This is a genomic window from Klebsiella sp., from assembly GCF_027492335.1.
In the GTDB taxonomy this organism is placed as follows: Bacteria; Pseudomonadota; Gammaproteobacteria; order Enterobacterales; family Enterobacteriaceae; genus Klebsiella; species Klebsiella huaxiensis.
In genome coordinates, this window is the sequence record NZ_JAPUEW010000098.1 from 1 (window position 1) to 17,347 (window position 17,347).

Annotated in this window: 15 protein-coding genes and 1 other RNA gene; 5 read left to right on the top strand and 11 right to left on the bottom strand. The window is 46.4% G+C overall.

Features of this window, described 5'->3' with window-relative positions; all coding sequences use genetic code 11:
* The 6 genes from QVF11_RS27115 to smpB form a co-directional block, all read right to left on the bottom strand.
* Positions 1-245, bottom strand: a 245-nt coding sequence (locus QVF11_RS27115) for an AlpA family transcriptional regulator (RefSeq protein ID WP_287860848.1), incomplete at its 3' end; no start/stop codon positions are given.
* 362 nt (positions 246-607) lie between these two features.
* Positions 608-5,080: an AVAST type 2 anti-phage system protein Avs2 gene (avs2, locus tag QVF11_RS27120; protein ID WP_287860850.1), complete on the bottom strand. Its 4,473-nt coding sequence runs from the start codon at positions 5,078-5,080 to the stop codon at positions 608-610.
* 162 nt (positions 5,081-5,242) lie between these two features.
* Complete coding sequence (locus tag QVF11_RS27125; protein ID WP_287860852.1) at positions 5,243-5,887, bottom strand: hypothetical protein; 645 nt, start codon at positions 5,885-5,887, stop codon at positions 5,243-5,245.
* A 1-nt stretch (position 5,888) separates the two neighbouring features.
* A complete protein-coding gene (locus QVF11_RS27130) occupies positions 5,889-7,136 on the bottom strand; it encodes an integrase domain-containing protein (protein ID WP_287860854.1) in 1,248 nt (415 codons plus the stop codon).
* A gap of 166 nt (positions 7,137-7,302) precedes the next feature.
* Positions 7,303-7,665: a transfer-messenger RNA gene (gene ssrA, locus QVF11_RS27135) on the bottom strand.
* A gap of 144 nt (positions 7,666-7,809) precedes the next feature.
* Entirely contained in the window at positions 7,810-8,292 is a 483-nt protein-coding gene (gene smpB / locus QVF11_RS27140; protein WP_110277446.1) for an SsrA-binding protein SmpB, read from the bottom strand.
* A gap of 150 nt (positions 8,293-8,442) precedes the next feature.
* On the opposite strand from smpB, the gene QVF11_RS27145 reads away from it, so the two are divergent.
* Positions 8,443-8,880, top strand: coding sequence for a type II toxin-antitoxin system RatA family toxin (locus QVF11_RS27145; protein WP_197975057.1), 438 nt, complete (start codon positions 8,443-8,445; stop codon positions 8,878-8,880).
* The gene (locus tag QVF11_RS27150; RefSeq protein WP_112217069.1) at positions 8,870-9,160 is read left to right on the top strand and encodes an RnfH family protein; all 291 of its coding nucleotides are present in this window, start codon (positions 8,870-8,872) and stop codon (positions 9,158-9,160) included. Before QVF11_RS27145 ends, QVF11_RS27150 begins: the two co-directional genes overlap by 11 nt.
* 56 nt (positions 9,161-9,216) lie before the next feature.
* Here QVF11_RS27150 and bamE read toward each other — a convergent pair whose 3' ends face one another.
* From bamE to nadK, 3 genes are all read right to left on the bottom strand, one after another.
* Entirely contained in the window at positions 9,217-9,558 is a 342-nt protein-coding gene (bamE, locus tag QVF11_RS27155; RefSeq protein ID WP_287860857.1) for an outer membrane protein assembly factor BamE, read from the bottom strand.
* Positions 9,559-9,705: 147 nt separating this feature from the next.
* Positions 9,706-11,367 (bottom strand): DNA repair protein RecN, encoded by a 1,662-nt coding sequence (recN, locus tag QVF11_RS27160; RefSeq protein WP_287860859.1) that lies wholly within the window; start codon positions 11,365-11,367, stop codon positions 9,706-9,708.
* Positions 11,368-11,452: 85 nt separating this feature from the next.
* Positions 11,453-12,331 (bottom strand): NAD(+) kinase, encoded by an 879-nt coding sequence (gene nadK / locus QVF11_RS27165; RefSeq protein WP_004104646.1) that lies wholly within the window; start codon positions 12,329-12,331, stop codon positions 11,453-11,455.
* A gap of 124 nt (positions 12,332-12,455) precedes the next feature.
* On the opposite strand from nadK, the gene grpE reads away from it, so the two are divergent.
* Positions 12,456-13,046, top strand: a complete 591-nt coding sequence (gene grpE / locus QVF11_RS27170; protein WP_110277451.1) for a nucleotide exchange factor GrpE — start codon at positions 12,456-12,458, stop codon at positions 13,044-13,046.
* Between the two features lie 81 nt (positions 13,047-13,127).
* Here the strand turns inward: grpE and QVF11_RS27175 are convergent, their stop codons facing one another.
* Together QVF11_RS27175 and QVF11_RS27180 are read right to left on the bottom strand one after the other, a co-directional pair.
* Positions 13,128-14,414: an HlyC/CorC family transporter gene (locus QVF11_RS27175; protein WP_110277452.1), complete on the bottom strand. Its 1,287-nt coding sequence runs from the start codon at positions 14,412-14,414 to the stop codon at positions 13,128-13,130.
* An 18-nt stretch (positions 14,415-14,432) separates the two neighbouring features.
* On the bottom strand, positions 14,433-15,224 hold the full coding sequence (locus QVF11_RS27180; RefSeq protein ID WP_110277453.1) for a cytochrome C assembly family protein: 792 nt from the start codon (positions 15,222-15,224) through the stop codon (positions 14,433-14,435).
* Between the two features lie 166 nt (positions 15,225-15,390).
* Between QVF11_RS27180 and ffh the strand changes: the two genes are divergently transcribed.
* Together ffh and rpsP are read left to right on the top strand one after the other, a co-directional pair.
* Entirely contained in the window at positions 15,391-16,755 is a 1,365-nt protein-coding gene (ffh, locus tag QVF11_RS27185) for a signal recognition particle protein (protein ID WP_110277454.1), read from the top strand.
* Between the two features lie 329 nt (positions 16,756-17,084).
* Positions 17,085-17,333, top strand: coding sequence for a 30S ribosomal protein S16 (gene rpsP, locus QVF11_RS27190; protein WP_110277455.1), 249 nt, complete (start codon positions 17,085-17,087; stop codon positions 17,331-17,333).
* Positions 17,334-17,347 lie beyond the last annotated feature (14 nt).

Genomic DNA, 17,347 nt, shown 5'->3' on the forward strand with positions numbered 1-17,347 from the left:
TGAAAAATCGGAACTCTCAAAAAGTGCGTGGAACTAAAGCTGGGATACTTACACTGCCACTGGCGGATTTCAGCGGCATCGAAAACCACCAGTCGGGAAGAGAGGTGGACGGGGCGGGGAAAGTCGGTGTTTTTAATCAGGCGGTAAACCGACGATTCACTCATCGCCAGAAACTGGACCACCTGCCGCATACGCACATTGCCGCTTTCGGGAAAAGCATCGTTATTGTCAGCACGGGTTTTCATGATTGCACCTCACGGGAACAGAGTATCGGAGCGGTTATAGCGCGGAACGGGGAGGGGAGGTATAGGTCCGGGTGAAAAATGGGAATCCGGATAAAAAATAATTAGTCCGAGAAGAATTAATTGGCTGTCAAAATCAATAGAATTTAGTTAACTTACTGAAATTGAGAGTTTTAATTCCTATGATTCTTATTGGGAGTTGATGTTCAGAGGGTAACGGATGGCAATGCACTACTACAAAAACTCCATTAACGTTAAGCTAAAAGCTAAATCATTGATAAAAACTTGATAATGAGAATGTCGTGAATTAGTTAGCAGCACAAATAGGTCTCTATCTGTGCTACAATTTCAAGTTAAAGGAAATATCAAGATGAATATATTTTGTTTGCTCCAGTCAGTTTTCCATCGTCGTAAGAAAAAAAACCACTGAATTCTATACGACCATACTGGTGAGTTGAACTTAAGGACCCACCGATAACACCTTTTTCACCAAGAAGCGTCCACACTATTTCTAGATTATTTTCATTCAACATTTTTAAGAACGGCTCTTTCTTAATTAACAAATGTGCTTTTGAGTTATTTAAAGCTTCAGTGGCGAAACAAACTATACTTCCATATTTATCCTCATAACTACCTTCATATTTACCATCTTTGAGGCCCATCTTGTCGAAAATTAAACTGGTTGGTTTGAGGAAACTTAAAGTATCTGTTTTTGATTTATCGAACTCTTCTTCCCATAAATAATTGATCGATGTGACGCTTACATCAGCAATTTTAGCTCCAGAATCTTGATCTGTTACAGAACTCCAATCTAAACTGCCATAATAATCTGATTTAAAATAATGGAATGCTTCAGACCAATAATACTCTCTATTAAATAATTGATACCTATTGCTTCCTTCTGGCATCCACCTGCCCATGTAGTGTTGGTTTTCTGCCCAATTTTTAAGAGCATTTAATTCTGTTGTTCTAACTAAATATCCTCTGATTTGACACCAAACTTCCTTTCGAGGATGCCCCCACTCTTCATTACCGATAGTTTTAGGTTCTTTCCATGAGGGATAGCTTTCTAATATCAACCATTCAGTACCATTGTTGTCATTGACTTCAATCAGTCCATATGGATTACTTATCGTGGAAGGATTGCTAACCCATTCTTGAAAAGTACAATCCCAATCAAATACTTCTTTAGTATCCCACCACATTTCTTGTTGGGTTAACTCTTTTGTTCCTGTATTTTTGATTAAAATGGTTGGATCTATATCTCTTACATATGGATCCCAAGGTCCTTGATAAGGATTTTCTTTGCGTTCATCTCCATACCCATCAAAACGAATAAAATTATCAGAAAGCATTGCTATATATTCATAGTAAGAAATCCATTGATATTTTTTCCCAATTCGCTCTTGTAACGATTCTCTTCTTCCGCGCCCAGAGCCTACCTGCTTATCAAAATCACCATGAAGTTTTGGATCCCAACCAAGGTTAATAACACGATTAAAAATCATGCGTTCAGCAATTCTTAGATCAAAATATTTATCGGTTTCGAGCAGATTATTATTGTGATCTAAATATTTTTCTATGTCTCTTTCAAATGTAGCTAACAAGTCCTCTGACAATGATTTCTTGAACACGGATTTATGGGAAAGAACTTCCTCCTCACTCTTTCTACCTATTGCTACACCATATTTAATAAGTGTATTACCGAATGAAATGCTTTTATAATTTTTATCGTAAATAATAGGGTCTGTAGAGTCGTAGAGCGCTTTTTGTTCGTCTGACAATTGACCTAGAAAATCGTTAAAAATTTTTTTGCGATTAATAGGAGTTTCACCAAATTTACAACCAGACCAATTTGAGTGATTATGATTTGTTCCAATAGTATATCTAGAAAAATCTCCTCCACCCATTATGGATCCCCAAAGTGACCAATACCCATCCTTTTTATAAAGTGATTGAAGTTCTTCTTTGGTTGGTATATTTTCAGGCCATTTACTTTTGTATGGCGGCTTAGTTTTGGATAGGTCGAGTCCTTCCGGTATCAATTGAAGATGTGAAACATACTCTATAATCTCTCTCGCATAGTCTCGTAATAGAATATGTGGATACACATATTTAGGTTGAAACACTTTGGCAAAAACTGTCTCTGCCAATTGACTTAGCTTATTATGATTCTTTGTTCGCAATGTGCAACCTAGGGCTACAGCAAACACTCTCTCCCAAACATATGGATCATTTATCCCATCGAATTTATTGATTATCCTAATTAAAACGGAGATACGTTCCTCTAACAAATTAACCAATGCTTTAGTTGTACAATCTCTTAGCTCTCTATTAGTTGAAGTTAAAAACCAGCATAGAGTGGTTGCAACTAACTCTATCGAATCATCTGATATATAGCTTTTATCAGTCCCACTCCATGCCCAGTCAATCAAATTTTTAAATGCTGAGTCTTCACTATATCTATATTTTAACGCAGTAGTCCAAAAGGCATCTCGATTTGGTAAAGAATGCTGTAATAGCCAGTTATGTAAGAAATTAGCATTGAAAGGATGTTCTTCTAATCCAGAAATAGATATTAGCGTCTCAAGAAAATGACTAAAACTATTATCGAAACCGAGTACTTGCTTGTTTACAAAAGGCTTAATTTTTTCAAAATCAATTGCTGCGGAATCCCTCCAAACTAAGCTATCGATAAAAGCAGTCACTAAATTATAATTGTCACTGTAATTAGGCAGTAATTCATAAATTTCTTTTCCATATTTTTCTGGTGATTGAATAGATAAAGCCTCAATGATTCCTTGATTGCGATAAAAACTGTATTCATCATTGAAGTATTTTTGAAGAGAACCTCCTGTTTTAAATTCATCTTCAATATTATCAACACCATTTAATAAATAGTTAACTGTTAAATGATCATCAAATCTTTCAAAGGATATATAAACGACCTCTTCAACAGAGTTGTCTTCATTGCGAACGATACCTTTGGTCAGTATTCCTTCATCTATCATAGAGCTGAGAAATGTTTTATCGTTCACATAGTCTTTAACAACAGACTGGACAGCTGTATGAGCATCCTTAAGAGCAATACTATTTCTGCCATTAGCTAGTTTAACTTTAATTAATTTATTGAGAGCATCACTAACTAATGGGAAACTAGGATCGAAATTATATCTTTTGTGAGAGGATAGTGACTTATTTACGCCTTCAACAAAAAAACTTAAGATCTTAGAAATCCCATGAAATCCTACAGGGACTTTTGTCAGACCACTTTTCTTTATCCCCTCGCATAGTAACTTAAGAAATAAAGGGTTTTTAAACTCTGGATTTAAATTAGGTGATGATGGTCTTTCTATATTATAATTATCATAAAATAAGTTAACAGCTTCCATCTCTTTATTCTTAAAACCCAAGTGTTCATAAATTTCAAAATTATTACGAGAGATCCGTTCGTTTGAGATAGTAATATCTTTATATGTTGATCTGACTGATATTATAAGGCCAAGCCATTTAAAACTTCTTATTTCATCAACGAAGCTATTGATGTTATCTTCCCAAAAAATGTTACCATTCCCTTCATTTATTGCATCAATAAATATCAGGAATCTTTTCCCTTGTTTTTCACCATAGAGATTTAGCTTTTCAAGAAATTCTGAGGATACAGTGTTTAGCTGTAGCCTTTTTAAAATTTGCACCCAAGGGGATTCATCAGTTGTAAGTTGCTGCCCTAATAAAAATAGAGATGGATATCCTGTTTGAATTCTTGATTCGATGATATCAGCAAGCAAATGAGACTTACCAATCCCAGCTTCTCCTTCAAGGAGCAGAAATGGGTTATTCGATAATTTTACCGTTATAGAATTGAGAAATATATATAAAGTGTCACACTCATAATAAAATTCTCTTAAGTCTCTCAAAATTGATGAATACTTATCGCTAAAACTTGTTGTCTTATCCGGATTTTCCTTTTCCTCGATTTTCCATAGTGTCGACTCCGCCTCAGAAATGTATTTTTGACAATTTGAGATATATTCATTAAATTTATTGATTGGAATGCTTTTGGATTCGTGAAAATCAATTTTTAGAAACAGAATTGAGGTGTCTGTTAAGGCTTTAGAAATCAAAGCTAACTGCTCACGTATTTCATCGCAGTTTCGAAGATTGTTTCCTTTGATCAAGAAATTATCGATATGTTCGTAAAATATTTTGGAAAATTTGTTAGTTTTCCCAAGCCCTTCGAAGATATCTGCGATCTCTAATTTTAAATTTAGTTCGGGTGTGTAACGTCCTCCTAAATCAGCTATAGCTTCTCTATTTTTATTATTTAACCAATTATCGTTTAAGTGAAAAGTAAATTTTTCATCAAATGATTGCAGCAACAGTTTTATCTGAATGATCTCATTGCTTACATCGAATATCTTATCTTTATAAGTCTCCTCAATGTGGAGTTTTTTTAATTCTTTACAGTTGTTTATTTTTAGTAAAAAAATTTTATAGAAAGTTTCAAGTTGTTCTTGAGTTGGTGGGATGACATTTGGATATTCACTGAATTTTTGCAACAAATAATTTTTATCTGGTAATTCTTTGAATAAAATATGCTCATTCAATGTTTCAAACAATAGTTGAGATTGGTAAAATGGAATTTTTATACTATCGATGGGGAATTTTTTTTCGAATTCAATAGCCGTTTCTTCAATTATTCTATAGAGCTGGTTAACATAGTTGTTTTTGGGGAATAATTTCTTTTTTAACCATCCGTAACCTTCTTCTGCAATGAACTGATCAATAAATTTTGTTGCGACATAAATTGATACTGTTGTAACTGATATTGGATCCATACTCAACTACCCCTCAATTTTTTGATGATATCCATGTCTTCTAATATGGGTTGAACCCCACAAGAGAAAAGTATTTCTAAAGTTCCTCTGCGAATCTCAGCATAGTATAAGAAGTTAAGATTTCCTTCTTCAAATTTCAGTCCCTGTTCAAGAAGTATATACCTACTTCTCCTTCTCTCGTCCCATTTTCAACACCTCATAAAACGTCCCTCGCCCAAGCCCGTCTGACGGCAATTCCCGCTCCTGCGCTAGCGCTCTCAGCTTTCGAAGTATCCTATCCGAAGCCGGTTTATCAGACGTCCCATAACGCCCGTCAGTCTCCTCAACCAGAAGCTGAACCAGTAGCCAGCAGAGCCTGGCAGTATTCTCCCGCGCTTTGTCGCGTTTATGCATCCCACGCTGGGAAGGTTGTGCTGAAGTAGTGAGATCTGATAGCGCGTCGTCACCGAGCGTCTTCAGCCACTTGCGGCCACGGCTGTTGCGTGACAGTTTCATCACCGCCTTCAGGCTGCGGGCCTTAATTTCTGGCGGCGTCAGTTCGTCATCAATAAGCCGCCAGGCCAGCGCGAACATCTCATCGGCATAGAACATGCGTTTATTAGCCGGGGCGCTGACCATGCCTGTAGCTTTGATGGTGCGGCTGATGGCGTCGTGCAGGATACGGTAATTTTCCTGATGTTCTTCCGGCAGGGCGTTTGCCGGTTGGGAAGCATCGAGGCCGAGAAGCAGAAGGGCGAGATGCCGCGCTTCCAGCAGCGGCATATCACATTCCCGTTCAAACAGATTCTGACGAATGGGGCTAGCCACATTATTCTCCTTCCACGATCCGCAGCGGTTCTTCTTCACCGAGCAATGCCTGCCGTCTGGCGGCATCAACGTAGTTTCCCCACCACTGCATCAGAGGTCGCCTTTGTTCCAGATAGTCGCTGCGGTTGTAGGCCGCTTCGATCTCGTCTTCTTTCTGGTGTGCCAGCGCAGATTCCAGAACTTCACGGGGAAAATGACCTGCTCCCGCCGTTCTGGCGATGCTGCGCATGCCGTGGGCGACCAGCTCACCGCCGAACCCCATACGGATAAGCGCGGCGTTCGCGGTCTGCTGGTGCATGTGCTCCAGCGGTTTGCGGATGCTGGGGAAGACCCAAGGGCGATGGCGGCTGACGGGCTCCATGATCTGAAGAACGCGCAGCGCCTGTTTGCTGAGCGGCACCATGTGCGAACGATTCATCTTCATAAAGGTATCGGGGATGCTCCATTCCGCTTTTTTCATATCGATGTCGCACCAGCGCGCGCTGACGGCTTCGCCGGGGCGAACCCAGGTCAGTAGCTCCCATTCGATAAGGCAGCGGGTTTCCTTGCGGATAGAGGCGTTCTGTAGCGCCAGCATCAGCCTGCCAAGCTCGCTGGGGTGGAGGGCGGGCATGTTCTGCTTTTTCGGTTTTTTGAAGCGGGCGACCAGGTTGTCAGCCGGATTGAACTCGATGAGTTCTTCGGAGATGGCGAAGCGGAAGATTTCATTGAGTCGTGAGATAACTCGCCGCAGCGTTTCGAGGATGCCCTGTTCTTCCAGCGGTGTGAGGTGTTCCTTGAGCATCTTCGGGCGGATCTCGGTAACGGGTGTGTTACCCAGAGAGGGGAAGACGTGCATCTCCAGCGAGCGCCAGACATCTTTGGCGTGATCTTCGCTAAGATCGCTGGTCCTTTTTTTCTCTTTGAGCCACTGTTCCGCAACTTTTTCCAGCGTGCATTCATTCTGGAGTCGTTGCTCCTCTGCAACCTGCTCCAGATGGGCCTGCGGGTCGATGCCCTGCACAAGTAAACGCCGGTATTGCAACCTGAAATCTCGCGCCATGGCGAGGGTGACAACCGGGTAGGGGCCAATGCTGATTTTGGTCCGTTTTTTCAGCGCCGGGGGAGTGTATTCGAAGTACCAGATCTTTCTGCCGGATGGCTTAATCAACAACGCCAGCCCGTCGCCATCGCGCAGCATATACTCAGTATTCTGCGGTTTGGCGGCAGCGATCTCAGTATTGGTTAGGGATTTCAATACCTTAGGCATGTTTTTGCACCTTGTTTTTTTAGCGTTCAGGCAACGCGGTGCAAAACAAGATACATAATGCTCAAGATTCATACAGAGATCATGACCACACATGCAACAAAAAAGCCTGCAACTCGTTGAAGTTACAGGCTTTTTTAATGTTCATGATGCATCATGAATGAATGTTTGGTGGAGCTGGCGGGAGTTGAACCCGCGTCCGAAATTCCTACATCCTCGGTACTACATGCTTAGTCAGTCTTTACATTCGCACGCCAGCTGCGGACAGACACGCCACTAACGAACTAGCCTGATTAGATTTAGCACTTCAGCCCCAGGCAGGACATCCATGCGATCTCTTTTGGGTTTGACCTCTCTTGATCCCCGTCTTAAGAGCGGAAGCTAGGGAGAGAGGGCTCTTAGCAGGTTATTAAGCTGCTAAAGCGTAGTTTTCGTCGTTTGCGACTATTTTTTTGCGGCTTTTTACGAGGCCAACCGCCCCTCGGCATGCACCTTGGGTTTCGCAAATCCCGTCGAATCCAGAATCAGCCCCAATGTGTACGTTGAGTATAACAGATTTATGAATGTGCTTACCAGCCCTCGTTTCGAGGATTATAGCGGCGAGTTGGGTGAAAAATCAGCATCAACAATGATATAGCGTAAGGGCCAGAAAACTGACCCTCATTAAGAAGGGGAATTAACGGCCAGCGTGTTTCATGATCCGGGCTTTATCCACCGCCCACTCACGATCTTTTATATCGGTACGCTTGTCGTGCTGTTTCTTACCTTTAGCTACGCCGATTTTTACTTTGCACCAAGCGTTTTTCCAGTAAAGAGACAGAGCAACTACGGTGTAACCTTCTCGGTTAATACGCCCATAGAGGTTGTCCAGCTCACGCTGGTTTAGCAGTAGCTTGCGGGTGCGCGTTGGATCGCAGACGTAGTGGGTGGAAGCCACAGCCATTGGGGTAAAGTTAGCACCGAACAGATAAGCCTCGCCATCTTTCAGGATGACGTAGCTATCGCCGATGTTGGCTTTTCCTGCACGCAGAGATTTTACTTCCCAACCCTGCAGGGCGAGACCAGCCTCGTATTCATCTTCGATAAAGTATTCATGACGGGCGCGTTTATTCAGCGCAATGGTGGCTGATCCAGGTTTGTGGGCTTTTTTCTTAGTCATAGTATCCTGAAGTCATCGTCTTAAAACAGTCGTACCTCAATCCATCCTGCGAGGTGTAATGAGCTATCTTAGCACGAGTTGCAGTACAGCGTTTTTTTTAGCAGCAGATAAATGATATTATTTGCGCCGTGTTTATATGTGGAACCTGCTATGCCTCAGATTAGCCGTACCGCGCTGGTACCTTTCAGTGCGGAACAGATGTATCAACTCGTAAACGATGTGAAGTCCTACCCTGATTTTTTGCCTGGTTGCACCGGTAGCCGTGTTCTGGAACTTGGGCCGACGCAAATGACTGCGGCGGTTGATGTGTCCAAAGCTGGCATCAGCAAGACTTTCACTACCCGCAATACGCTGACTAGCAACCAGAGCATTTTGATGAGCCTGGTCGATGGGCCGTTCAAAAAACTGATTGGCGGCTGGACGTTTATTCCGTTAAGTCCGGAAGCGTGCAAAATTGAGTTTCATCTCGATTTTGAATTCACCAATAAGCTGATTGAAATGGCTTTTGGCCGCATTTTTAAAGAACTGGCCATGAACATGGTGCAGGCGTTTACGGTCCGCGCTAAAGAGGTCTACAGTGTCGGCTAAAATCGTTGTTGAAGTAGCCTATGCGTTGCCGGAAAAGCAGTATCTGCAGAGCGTCAGGCTGGAGGCGGGGTCGACGGTCGAGCAGGCGATTGTCGCCAGCGGCCTCTTGACGCTACGCGATGATATTAATCTGGCAAAGAACAAAGTGGGCATCTATAGCCGCCCGGCAAAACTACATGATGAAGTGCATGATGGAGATCGTGTGGAAATTTATCGCCCGCTTATTGCTGACCCGAAAGAGCTGCGTCGCCAGCGGGCCGAGAAAAGCGCTGGAAAGTAATCATTTTTCGGACATTAAAAAAGCGCTCATTGAGCGCTTTTTTGCATTTTACGACCTTACTCGGTAGTCAGAGCAGGTTTGTTATCTATATTAGTCAACACTCCACTGCTGTCGAAAGTCAGGGTAAGAGTTTGCTGGGTGACTTTTTCATGCCCAGGCTGCTGACGGAAAACATAGAACCAAGTGTTGGTACCAAACGGATCCGACATCATTGGAGTACCCAGTGCATAGGCGACCTGTTGTTGTGTCAGGCCGACCCGAATTTTTGCTACATCGGTCGGTGCCAGATAGTTACCCTGGTTGATGTCAGGACGGTAAACCACTCGTTCCAGAGTGGAACAGCCTGCGGTCAACATAAGAAGAACCGCTGCGGCAGCAGTCAGCGTTTTACAGCGCATAGTGATTTGATTCCTTTTTGGGCCCGAGCAGTACGTGGCTCATCTGTAATATGCCGATGATAATAGACCTTTGCCCGGTTGGGAACCTTCGACTGTAGGTCTATCGGCAATTTGCTGTTCACTATGACTCTGCGAAAATCAAAAAGTTTACGCAGCGAGCAACTCTTTCGCGTTTGCCAGGGTGTTGCGGGTGACCTCGCTACCGCCTAGCAGACGGGCTAATTCTTGCAAACGTGCGCGTTTATCCAGAGGGTGCATATGCGTTTCCGTCATCTCTCCATCGGTTTCCTTGCAGACGAAGAAATGATGATGACCGCAGCCCGCTACCTGAGGTAGATGGGTTACGCACATCACCTGGGTTGATTCACCTAACTGGCGCAGCAGTTTGCCAACTACCGCTGCTGTCGGACCGCTAATACCAACATCCACCTCATCGAAAATCAATGCCAGCGTTTCCATTTTCCGTGCGGTGATAACCTGAATCGCCAGCGCGATACGAGAGAGTTCGCCTCCGGAAGCGACTTTGGCTATCGACTGTAGCGGCTGTCCGGGGTTTGTGGTCACCCGGAATTCTATATGGTCTGCACCTTCGGCGGTAAGGTGACGTTCATCAAACGAGACATCAATGGCGAACACCCCGTGCGGCATGGAAAGTAAGTGCATACTCTCCGTAATCAGTTGAGCCAGCTCATCGGCACTTTTCTGGCGAAGTGCGTGCAGCTGCTTTGCCGTATCCAGCGCTAACTGATGGTGCTCGACTACCATTTGACCGAGGGATTCCAGAGAATCTGCGCTATCGTCCAGAAGACGCTGCTCTTCCAGCAAAGCTTGATGGAATGCCGGAAGCTCTTCGGGCGTAATCTGATACTTACGTGCCAGGGTAATTTGTCGGGAGATACGCTGCTCCAACTCAAACAGACGGTTCGGATCGAGATCGAGACGGTCATTATAATGGCGTAGCTCATCGGTGGCTTCGATGAGCTGGATAGACGCCTCTTCCAGCATATCCAGTATCCCTGAAAGTTTGCTATCCATACTAACCAACTCATTTACCAGCTGTTTAGTGGTATAAAGCTGGCTTTGCAGATTGGCTTCTTCACCATCTGCCAGTACCGTTAGCGCGTGTTGGCAGACGGTCAAGAGTTGGCCACTATTAGCCAGACGTTTGTACTCTTCATCAATTTGCTCAAATTCACCCGACAGCGGACTGAATTCGTTTAACTCTTTCAATTGATATTGCAGTAGATCCGCACGAGCTGCGCGTTCCTGACTTTGCTGCTGATGCTGAGCCAATTCGCGGCAGCTTTGATGCCACTGGCAATAGTGTTCAGCCATACGCTGAGTAAGTACATACTCACCAGTATAGCTATCAAGCAGTGTTTTCTGATGTTCGGATTTAGTCAGTAACTGGTGTGCATGCTGGCCGTGGATCTGGATAAGCTGCTGACCCAGCTCGCGAAGCTGGGAGAGAGGGACTGCGGTACCGTTGATAAAGCCGCGGGAGCGACCGTCTGCGCTAATAACACGGCGAAGTAAACACTCACGTCCGCTTTCCAGTTGGTTCAGTTCCAGCCAACGTTGAGCAGCAGGTGTGTCTTTCAGGGAGAAGCGTGCGCATAAATCAGCCCGGCTGGCACCTCTGCGCACCATATCGGCTTCAGCCCGACCACCGAGGCACAGCCCCAGCGCGTCGATAGCAATCGATTTACCAGCACCGGTTTCACCGGTGATGGCGGTCATACCGTTGTGAAAATCGATTTCCAGCTCACGAACGATAGCAAAATTACTGATAGTGAGTTGTGCCAACATAGTGCCTTCCTGTATGAAAAACCATTACTGTGTTTTCGTACAGTATAGACTGGTTTTTTATCCAGTAAAGAGGCAGGCTACAAAATCAGAACAATTTTTTCGACCAGCCAAGCTTGGTGCTTAATGTATTGAAATAGCTGTAGTCTTTGGGATGGATGAGATTGAGATGATAATCGCAGCGGCGGATTAGCACATCTTCACCATCCTGAATGGGGAGTGCTATCTGGCTGTCGCAGCTAATTTCAAGGTCGCTGCAGCGCTGAGAAAAGCGCAGGCGGATGGTGCTGTCGCCGTTAATCACTAGCGGGCGGGCGGAAAGCGTATGCGGGAACATGGGCACCAGGGTAATAGCATCCAGCGATGGTGTGAGGATTGGGCCGCCAGCGGATAGTGAATAGGCGGTGGAGCCGGTCGGGGTGGAGATAATCAGGCCGTCGGAACGTTGAGAGAAGGCAAAAACCTCATCGATATAGACTTCGAACTCAATCATGTGCGCGACTTTACCAGGATGCAGGACGACTTCGTTAATTGCTGTGCTGATGCGTTTCTGGCAATCCTGCTGGCACACCTGTGCTTCTAATAAGAAGCGTTTTTCGGCGATATAGTGGCCTTCGAGAACATCGGCAAGTTGCTGTAGCGCATTATCCGGGTCGAGGTCGGTCAGAAAACCGAGATTACCGCGGTTAATCCCGATAACGTTAATGTCGTAGCGCGCCAGGGTGCGCGCCGCGCCGAGCATATTGCCGTCGCCGCCAACGACAACGGCGAGATCAGCCTGCTGGCCTATTTCCGCCAGTGTCCCGGTCTTAACGTTGCTAAGCTGTAGTTCATGAGCAATTTGCTGCTCAACCAGCACTTCATAACCTTTGCTGGACAGCCAGCGCCAGAGCATTTCATGTGTGGTCAGCGCGGTTGGGTGACGAGGGTGTCCCACAATGCCTATACACTTGAAGTGGTTCTTCATGATCTGGATGTCCTTGCGTTAAATGAATAGTGACAATCTGGCCGTGTTCACTTGAAACCCGGAAACTGATCCCCATAATAAGCGAAGTTAGCGAGATGAATGCGAAAAAAACGCGGAGAAATTCATGAGTAGTAAAGAACAGAAAACGCCTGAGGGGCAAGCCCCGGAAGAAATTATCACGGAGCAGCACGACGACGTTGAGGCGCTAGAGCCCGAAGTTTCGGCTGAGCAGGTGGATCCGCGCGATGAAACCATTGCGAATCTGGAAGCACAGCTTGTTGAAGCACAGAAGCGTGAGCGTGAAGTGATGCTGCGTGCAAAAGCTGATGAAGACAACTTGCGCCGTCGTACCGAGCTGGATATTGAAAAAGCGCATAAATTCGCGCTGGAGAAGTTCGTCAATGAATTGCTGCCGGTAATCGATAGCCTGGATCGCGCACTGGAAGTGGCTGATAAAGCGAATCCGGATATGGCTCCGATGGTTGAAGGTATTGAGCTCACGTTGAAGTCAATGCTCGATGTTGTGCGTAAGTTCGGCGTGGAAGTGATTGCTGATACCGACGTGCCGCTGGATCCGAACGTGCATCAGGCCATTGCGATGGTTGAGTCTGAAGATGTCGCGGCTGGCAAGGTGCTGGGTGTGATGCAGAAGGGCTATACCCTGAATGGTCGTACTATTCGCGCAGCGATGGTGACCGTGGCGAAAGCCAAGTAAATGACTTCAAACGGCTACCTCCGGTAGCCGTTTTGCTATTAATGGTGAACCGAAATTTGCTGTGATCTTCTGGATTAGCCGTTACTCCGCAACGCTCTCGCGAATGGGTTTCACAGGCATTACCTTCACCTGTTTAATCATATTCTCCTGAACATCAAGAATATCGATATCATACTGTTCGATGCGTACGCGAGTGCCTGGCGCCGGGATCTCTTCAAGAGCTTCGAGGATAATTCCGTTAATCGTCCTGGCTTCATCTTCCGGCAGATGCCAGTTAAACGCTTTGTTAATTTCACGTACGTTGGCGGTGCCGTCAATAATCACTGAGCCATCGTTAAGCGGCGTGACTTCTTCTGCAAGCGTTGGCGACATTGATGTTGTGAAATCACCTACGATCTCTTCGAGGATATCTTCAACCGTCACCAGGCCCTGAATATCGCCATACTCATCAACCACCAGGCCAACTTTCTTCTTATTACGTTGGAATTTCACGAGTTGGGTGCTGAGCGGCGTGCCTTCTGGTACGAAGTAAATTTCATCGGCGGCGCGCAGCATTACCTCTTTAGTGAATTCTTTTTTCTCCGTCATCAGGCGATAGGCTTCGCGTACGCGTAGCATACTCATTGCGTCGTCCAGGGTATCGCGGTACAGCACAATGCGTCCGTGTGGAGAATGGGTCAGTTGACGAACAATTGACTTCCAGTCGTCGTTAATATCAATGCCGACGATTTCGTTGCGGGGAACCATGATGTCGTCAACGCTGACTTTCTCCAGGTCGAGCACGGATAGCAGCATGTCCTGGTTACGGCGGGAGATTTGCGATCGCGATTCATTAACGATGGTACGTAATTCATCTTTACTTAATGCGCCACTGATAACGATGTCGGTTTTGATGCCCATCATGCGCATCAGGACTCGGGTGATGGTGTTGAGCAGCCACACCAGCGGCATCATCAGTATTTGCAGAGGGGCTAGCAGGAAACTGCTTGGATAGGCGACCTTCTCCGGATAAAGCGCAGCAATTGTTTTTGGTAGCACCTCGGCAAACACCAGCACCACAAAGGTCAGGACACCTGTGGCAATCGCGACGCCGACGTCACCATACAGGCGCATACCAACAATGGTGCCCAGCGCCGAGGCGAGGATATTGACGAGGTTATTGCCGATAAGCACGAGGCTGATTAAACGATCGGGTTTGCGTAGCAGCTTTTCGACGCGTTTTGCCTGGCGGTTGCCTTGTTTTGCCATATGGCGCAGACGATAGCGGTTTAGCGTCATCATGCCGGTTTCTGAACCGGAGAAATAGGCCGAGATAATCACCATAATGATCAGAGTAACGATCAGCGTGGTGGTGGAGATATGTTCCACTTAGGGTTCCTTAAAGACTTAACTCATGAACTGTTGTAATACGCGGCTACCGAAGTAAGCCAGCGTCAGCAGCCCTGCACCTGTCACGTTGAACCAGACGACCCGGCGTCCGCGCCACCCTTCATGATAGTGGCCCCAAAGCAGGACGATATAGACGAACCATGCCACGATTGACAACACGGCTTTATCAATATTTTCCGCACTGAACAGGTTATGCATGTAGAACAGCCCGGTACACAGAGTCAGAGTTAGCAGAACTACGCCGATCTGGGTGATATGAAACATTTTACGTTCAATGCTCATGAGTGGCGGCATTTCGCTGCTAAAGGCCAGTCGTTTATTTTTTAATTGATAGTCAATCCACGCCAGCTGTAGTGCGTAAAGGGCTGCGATAATTAGCGTAGCATAGGAGAAAAGCGACAGGCCGATATGCACCAACATACCCGGCGTGGTCTCCAGATGCGTGATGTACTCGTTCGGCATAAAGGTGGCGAAAGCGAGGTTGATCAACGCGAAGGTGTAGACGATAGGCAGCAATAACCAACCGCGATTACGTGACGCAACGATGGTCATTACCGTGCAAATCATCAGACTAACCAGCGATCCCACGTTTAATAAACTAAGGTTTTGCCCGCTTTCGCCGCCAGGGAAAATGCGTGACTCCAACGCAAAGGCGTGACAAATCAACGCAATAGTTGCGGAAAGAATCGCCATCCGCCGCCAACTGCTATTTTTTTGCAGCAGGCCAGGGACGATCAGCGCGAGGCTGATGGAATAGGCGACAAGGGCGAGTAGAGCAAAAACAGGCATATGGGCGTCGACTGTTGACTAAATAGTAAAGAGAAGCAGTATAACGTCACGTGACTCAGGCTCCAACCGTTGCAGCACATTCGCGTTTATGTCGTGTTATACTGCGCCCATTCCGTTTTTTTGTGTCGCTGCGGCGACCGACCGTTTCCACCTCAGGCGAGAGACAATGTTTGATAATTTAACCGATCGTTTGTCGCGTACGCTGCGCAACATTAGCGGCCGCGGACGCCTTACCGAAGACAATATTAAAGATACCCTGCGCGAAGTGCGCATGGCGCTGCTGGAGGCAGACGTCGCTCTGCCTGTGGTCCGTGACTTTATCAGCCGTGTAAAAGAAAGCGCGGTAGGCCATGAAGTTAACAAAAGCCTGACCCCAGGCCAGGAATTCGTCAAAATCGTGCGCAACGAGCTGGTTGCGGCGATGGGCGAAGAGAACCAGGCGTTGGATTTAGCCGCACAGCCCCCAGCCGTTGTGCTGATGGCGGGCCTGCAAGGTGCAGGTAAAACGACCAGCGTGGCTAAGCTGGGTAAATTTCTGCGTGAAAAGCACAAGAAGAAAGTGCTGGTTGTCTCTGCGGACGTTTATCGTCCGGCGGCGATCAAACAGCTGGAAACGCTGGCTGAGCAGGTTAGCGTCGATTTCTTCCCGTCTGATGTTGGTCAGAAACCTGTTGATATTGTTAACGCTGCGCTGAAAGAAGCTAAGCTGAAGTTCTATGACGTGCTACTGGTGGATACCGCTGGCCGTCTGCACGTTGATGAAGCGATGATGGATGAGATCAAACAGGTCCATGCCTCGCTTAACCCGGTAGAGACCCTGTTCGTTGTCGATGCGATGACTGGCCAGGATGCGGCGAATACGGCGAAGGCTTTTAACGAAGCGCTGCCGTTGACCGGGGTCGTGCTGACCAAAGTGGACGGTGACGCCCGCGGTGGTGCAGCGCTGTCGATTCGTCATATCACCGGCAAGCCGATTAAATTCCTCGGCGTCGGTGAGAAAACCGAAGCGCTGGAGCCGTTCCATCCTGACCGTATCGCATCTCGTATTCTTGGCATGGGCGACGTGCTGTCGCTGATCGAAGATATCGAAAGTAAAGTCGACCGCGCGCAGGCTGAGAAGCTGGCCTCCAAGCTGAAAAAAGGTGACGGTTTTGACCTGACTGACTTCCTTGAACAGCTGCGTCAGATGAAAAACATGGGCGGTATGGCCAGCCTGATGGGCAAACTGCCAGGCATGGGGCAGATCCCGGATAACGTTAAATCACAGATGGATGACAAGGTGCTGGTGCGTATGGAAGCGATCATCAATTCGATGACGTTGAAAGAGCGTGCTAAACCAGAAATCATCAAAGGTTCGCGCAAGCGCCGTATCGCCGCTGGTTGCGGAATGCAGGTGCAGGATGTGAACCGTTTGCTCAAACAGTTTGACGATATGCAGCGCATGATGAAGAAGATGAAGTCGAAAGGCGGCATGATGAAGATGATGCGGGGCATGAAGGGGATGATGCCTCCGGGATTCCCCGGCCGCTAAAACAAGGGATATAAGGCTATCTTGTTTGCCATTTTACTCTCGGGGTGTGCTCGACAAAACACAATCGTGTTTTGAACGCCTTTAGGGCGGCCCGAAGGGCGAGCGCAGCGAGTAAATGTTCACGTACTACGTGTACGCTCCGCTTTCCGCGCGCACGCCGGAACTAAACTGGCCGCACCGATATACGCCTTATAACCCTTGTTTGGCATATGTGAATCATATGCTGATTGCAATTTCCCCAGAAATCAGTAAAATTTTCGGGCTTTTAATATGACACCGGGCTCCGTTCCTCGATGGGGCCCGGTGTTTTATTCACACAAGAGGATGTTATGGTTACTATTCGTTTAGCACGTCACGGCGCAAAAAAGCGTCCGTTCTACCAGGTTGTTGTTACCGACAGCCGTAATGCACGCAACGGTCGCTTCATTGAGCGCGTTGGTTTCTTCAACCCGATCGCTTCTGCGAACGAAGAAGAAACGCGTCTGGATCTGGATCGTATCGCTCACTGGGTTGGCCTGGGCGCTACTGTTTCCGATCGCGTTGCAACGCTTATCAAAGCAGCAAACAAAGCAGCTTAATCTGTCACGGTGGT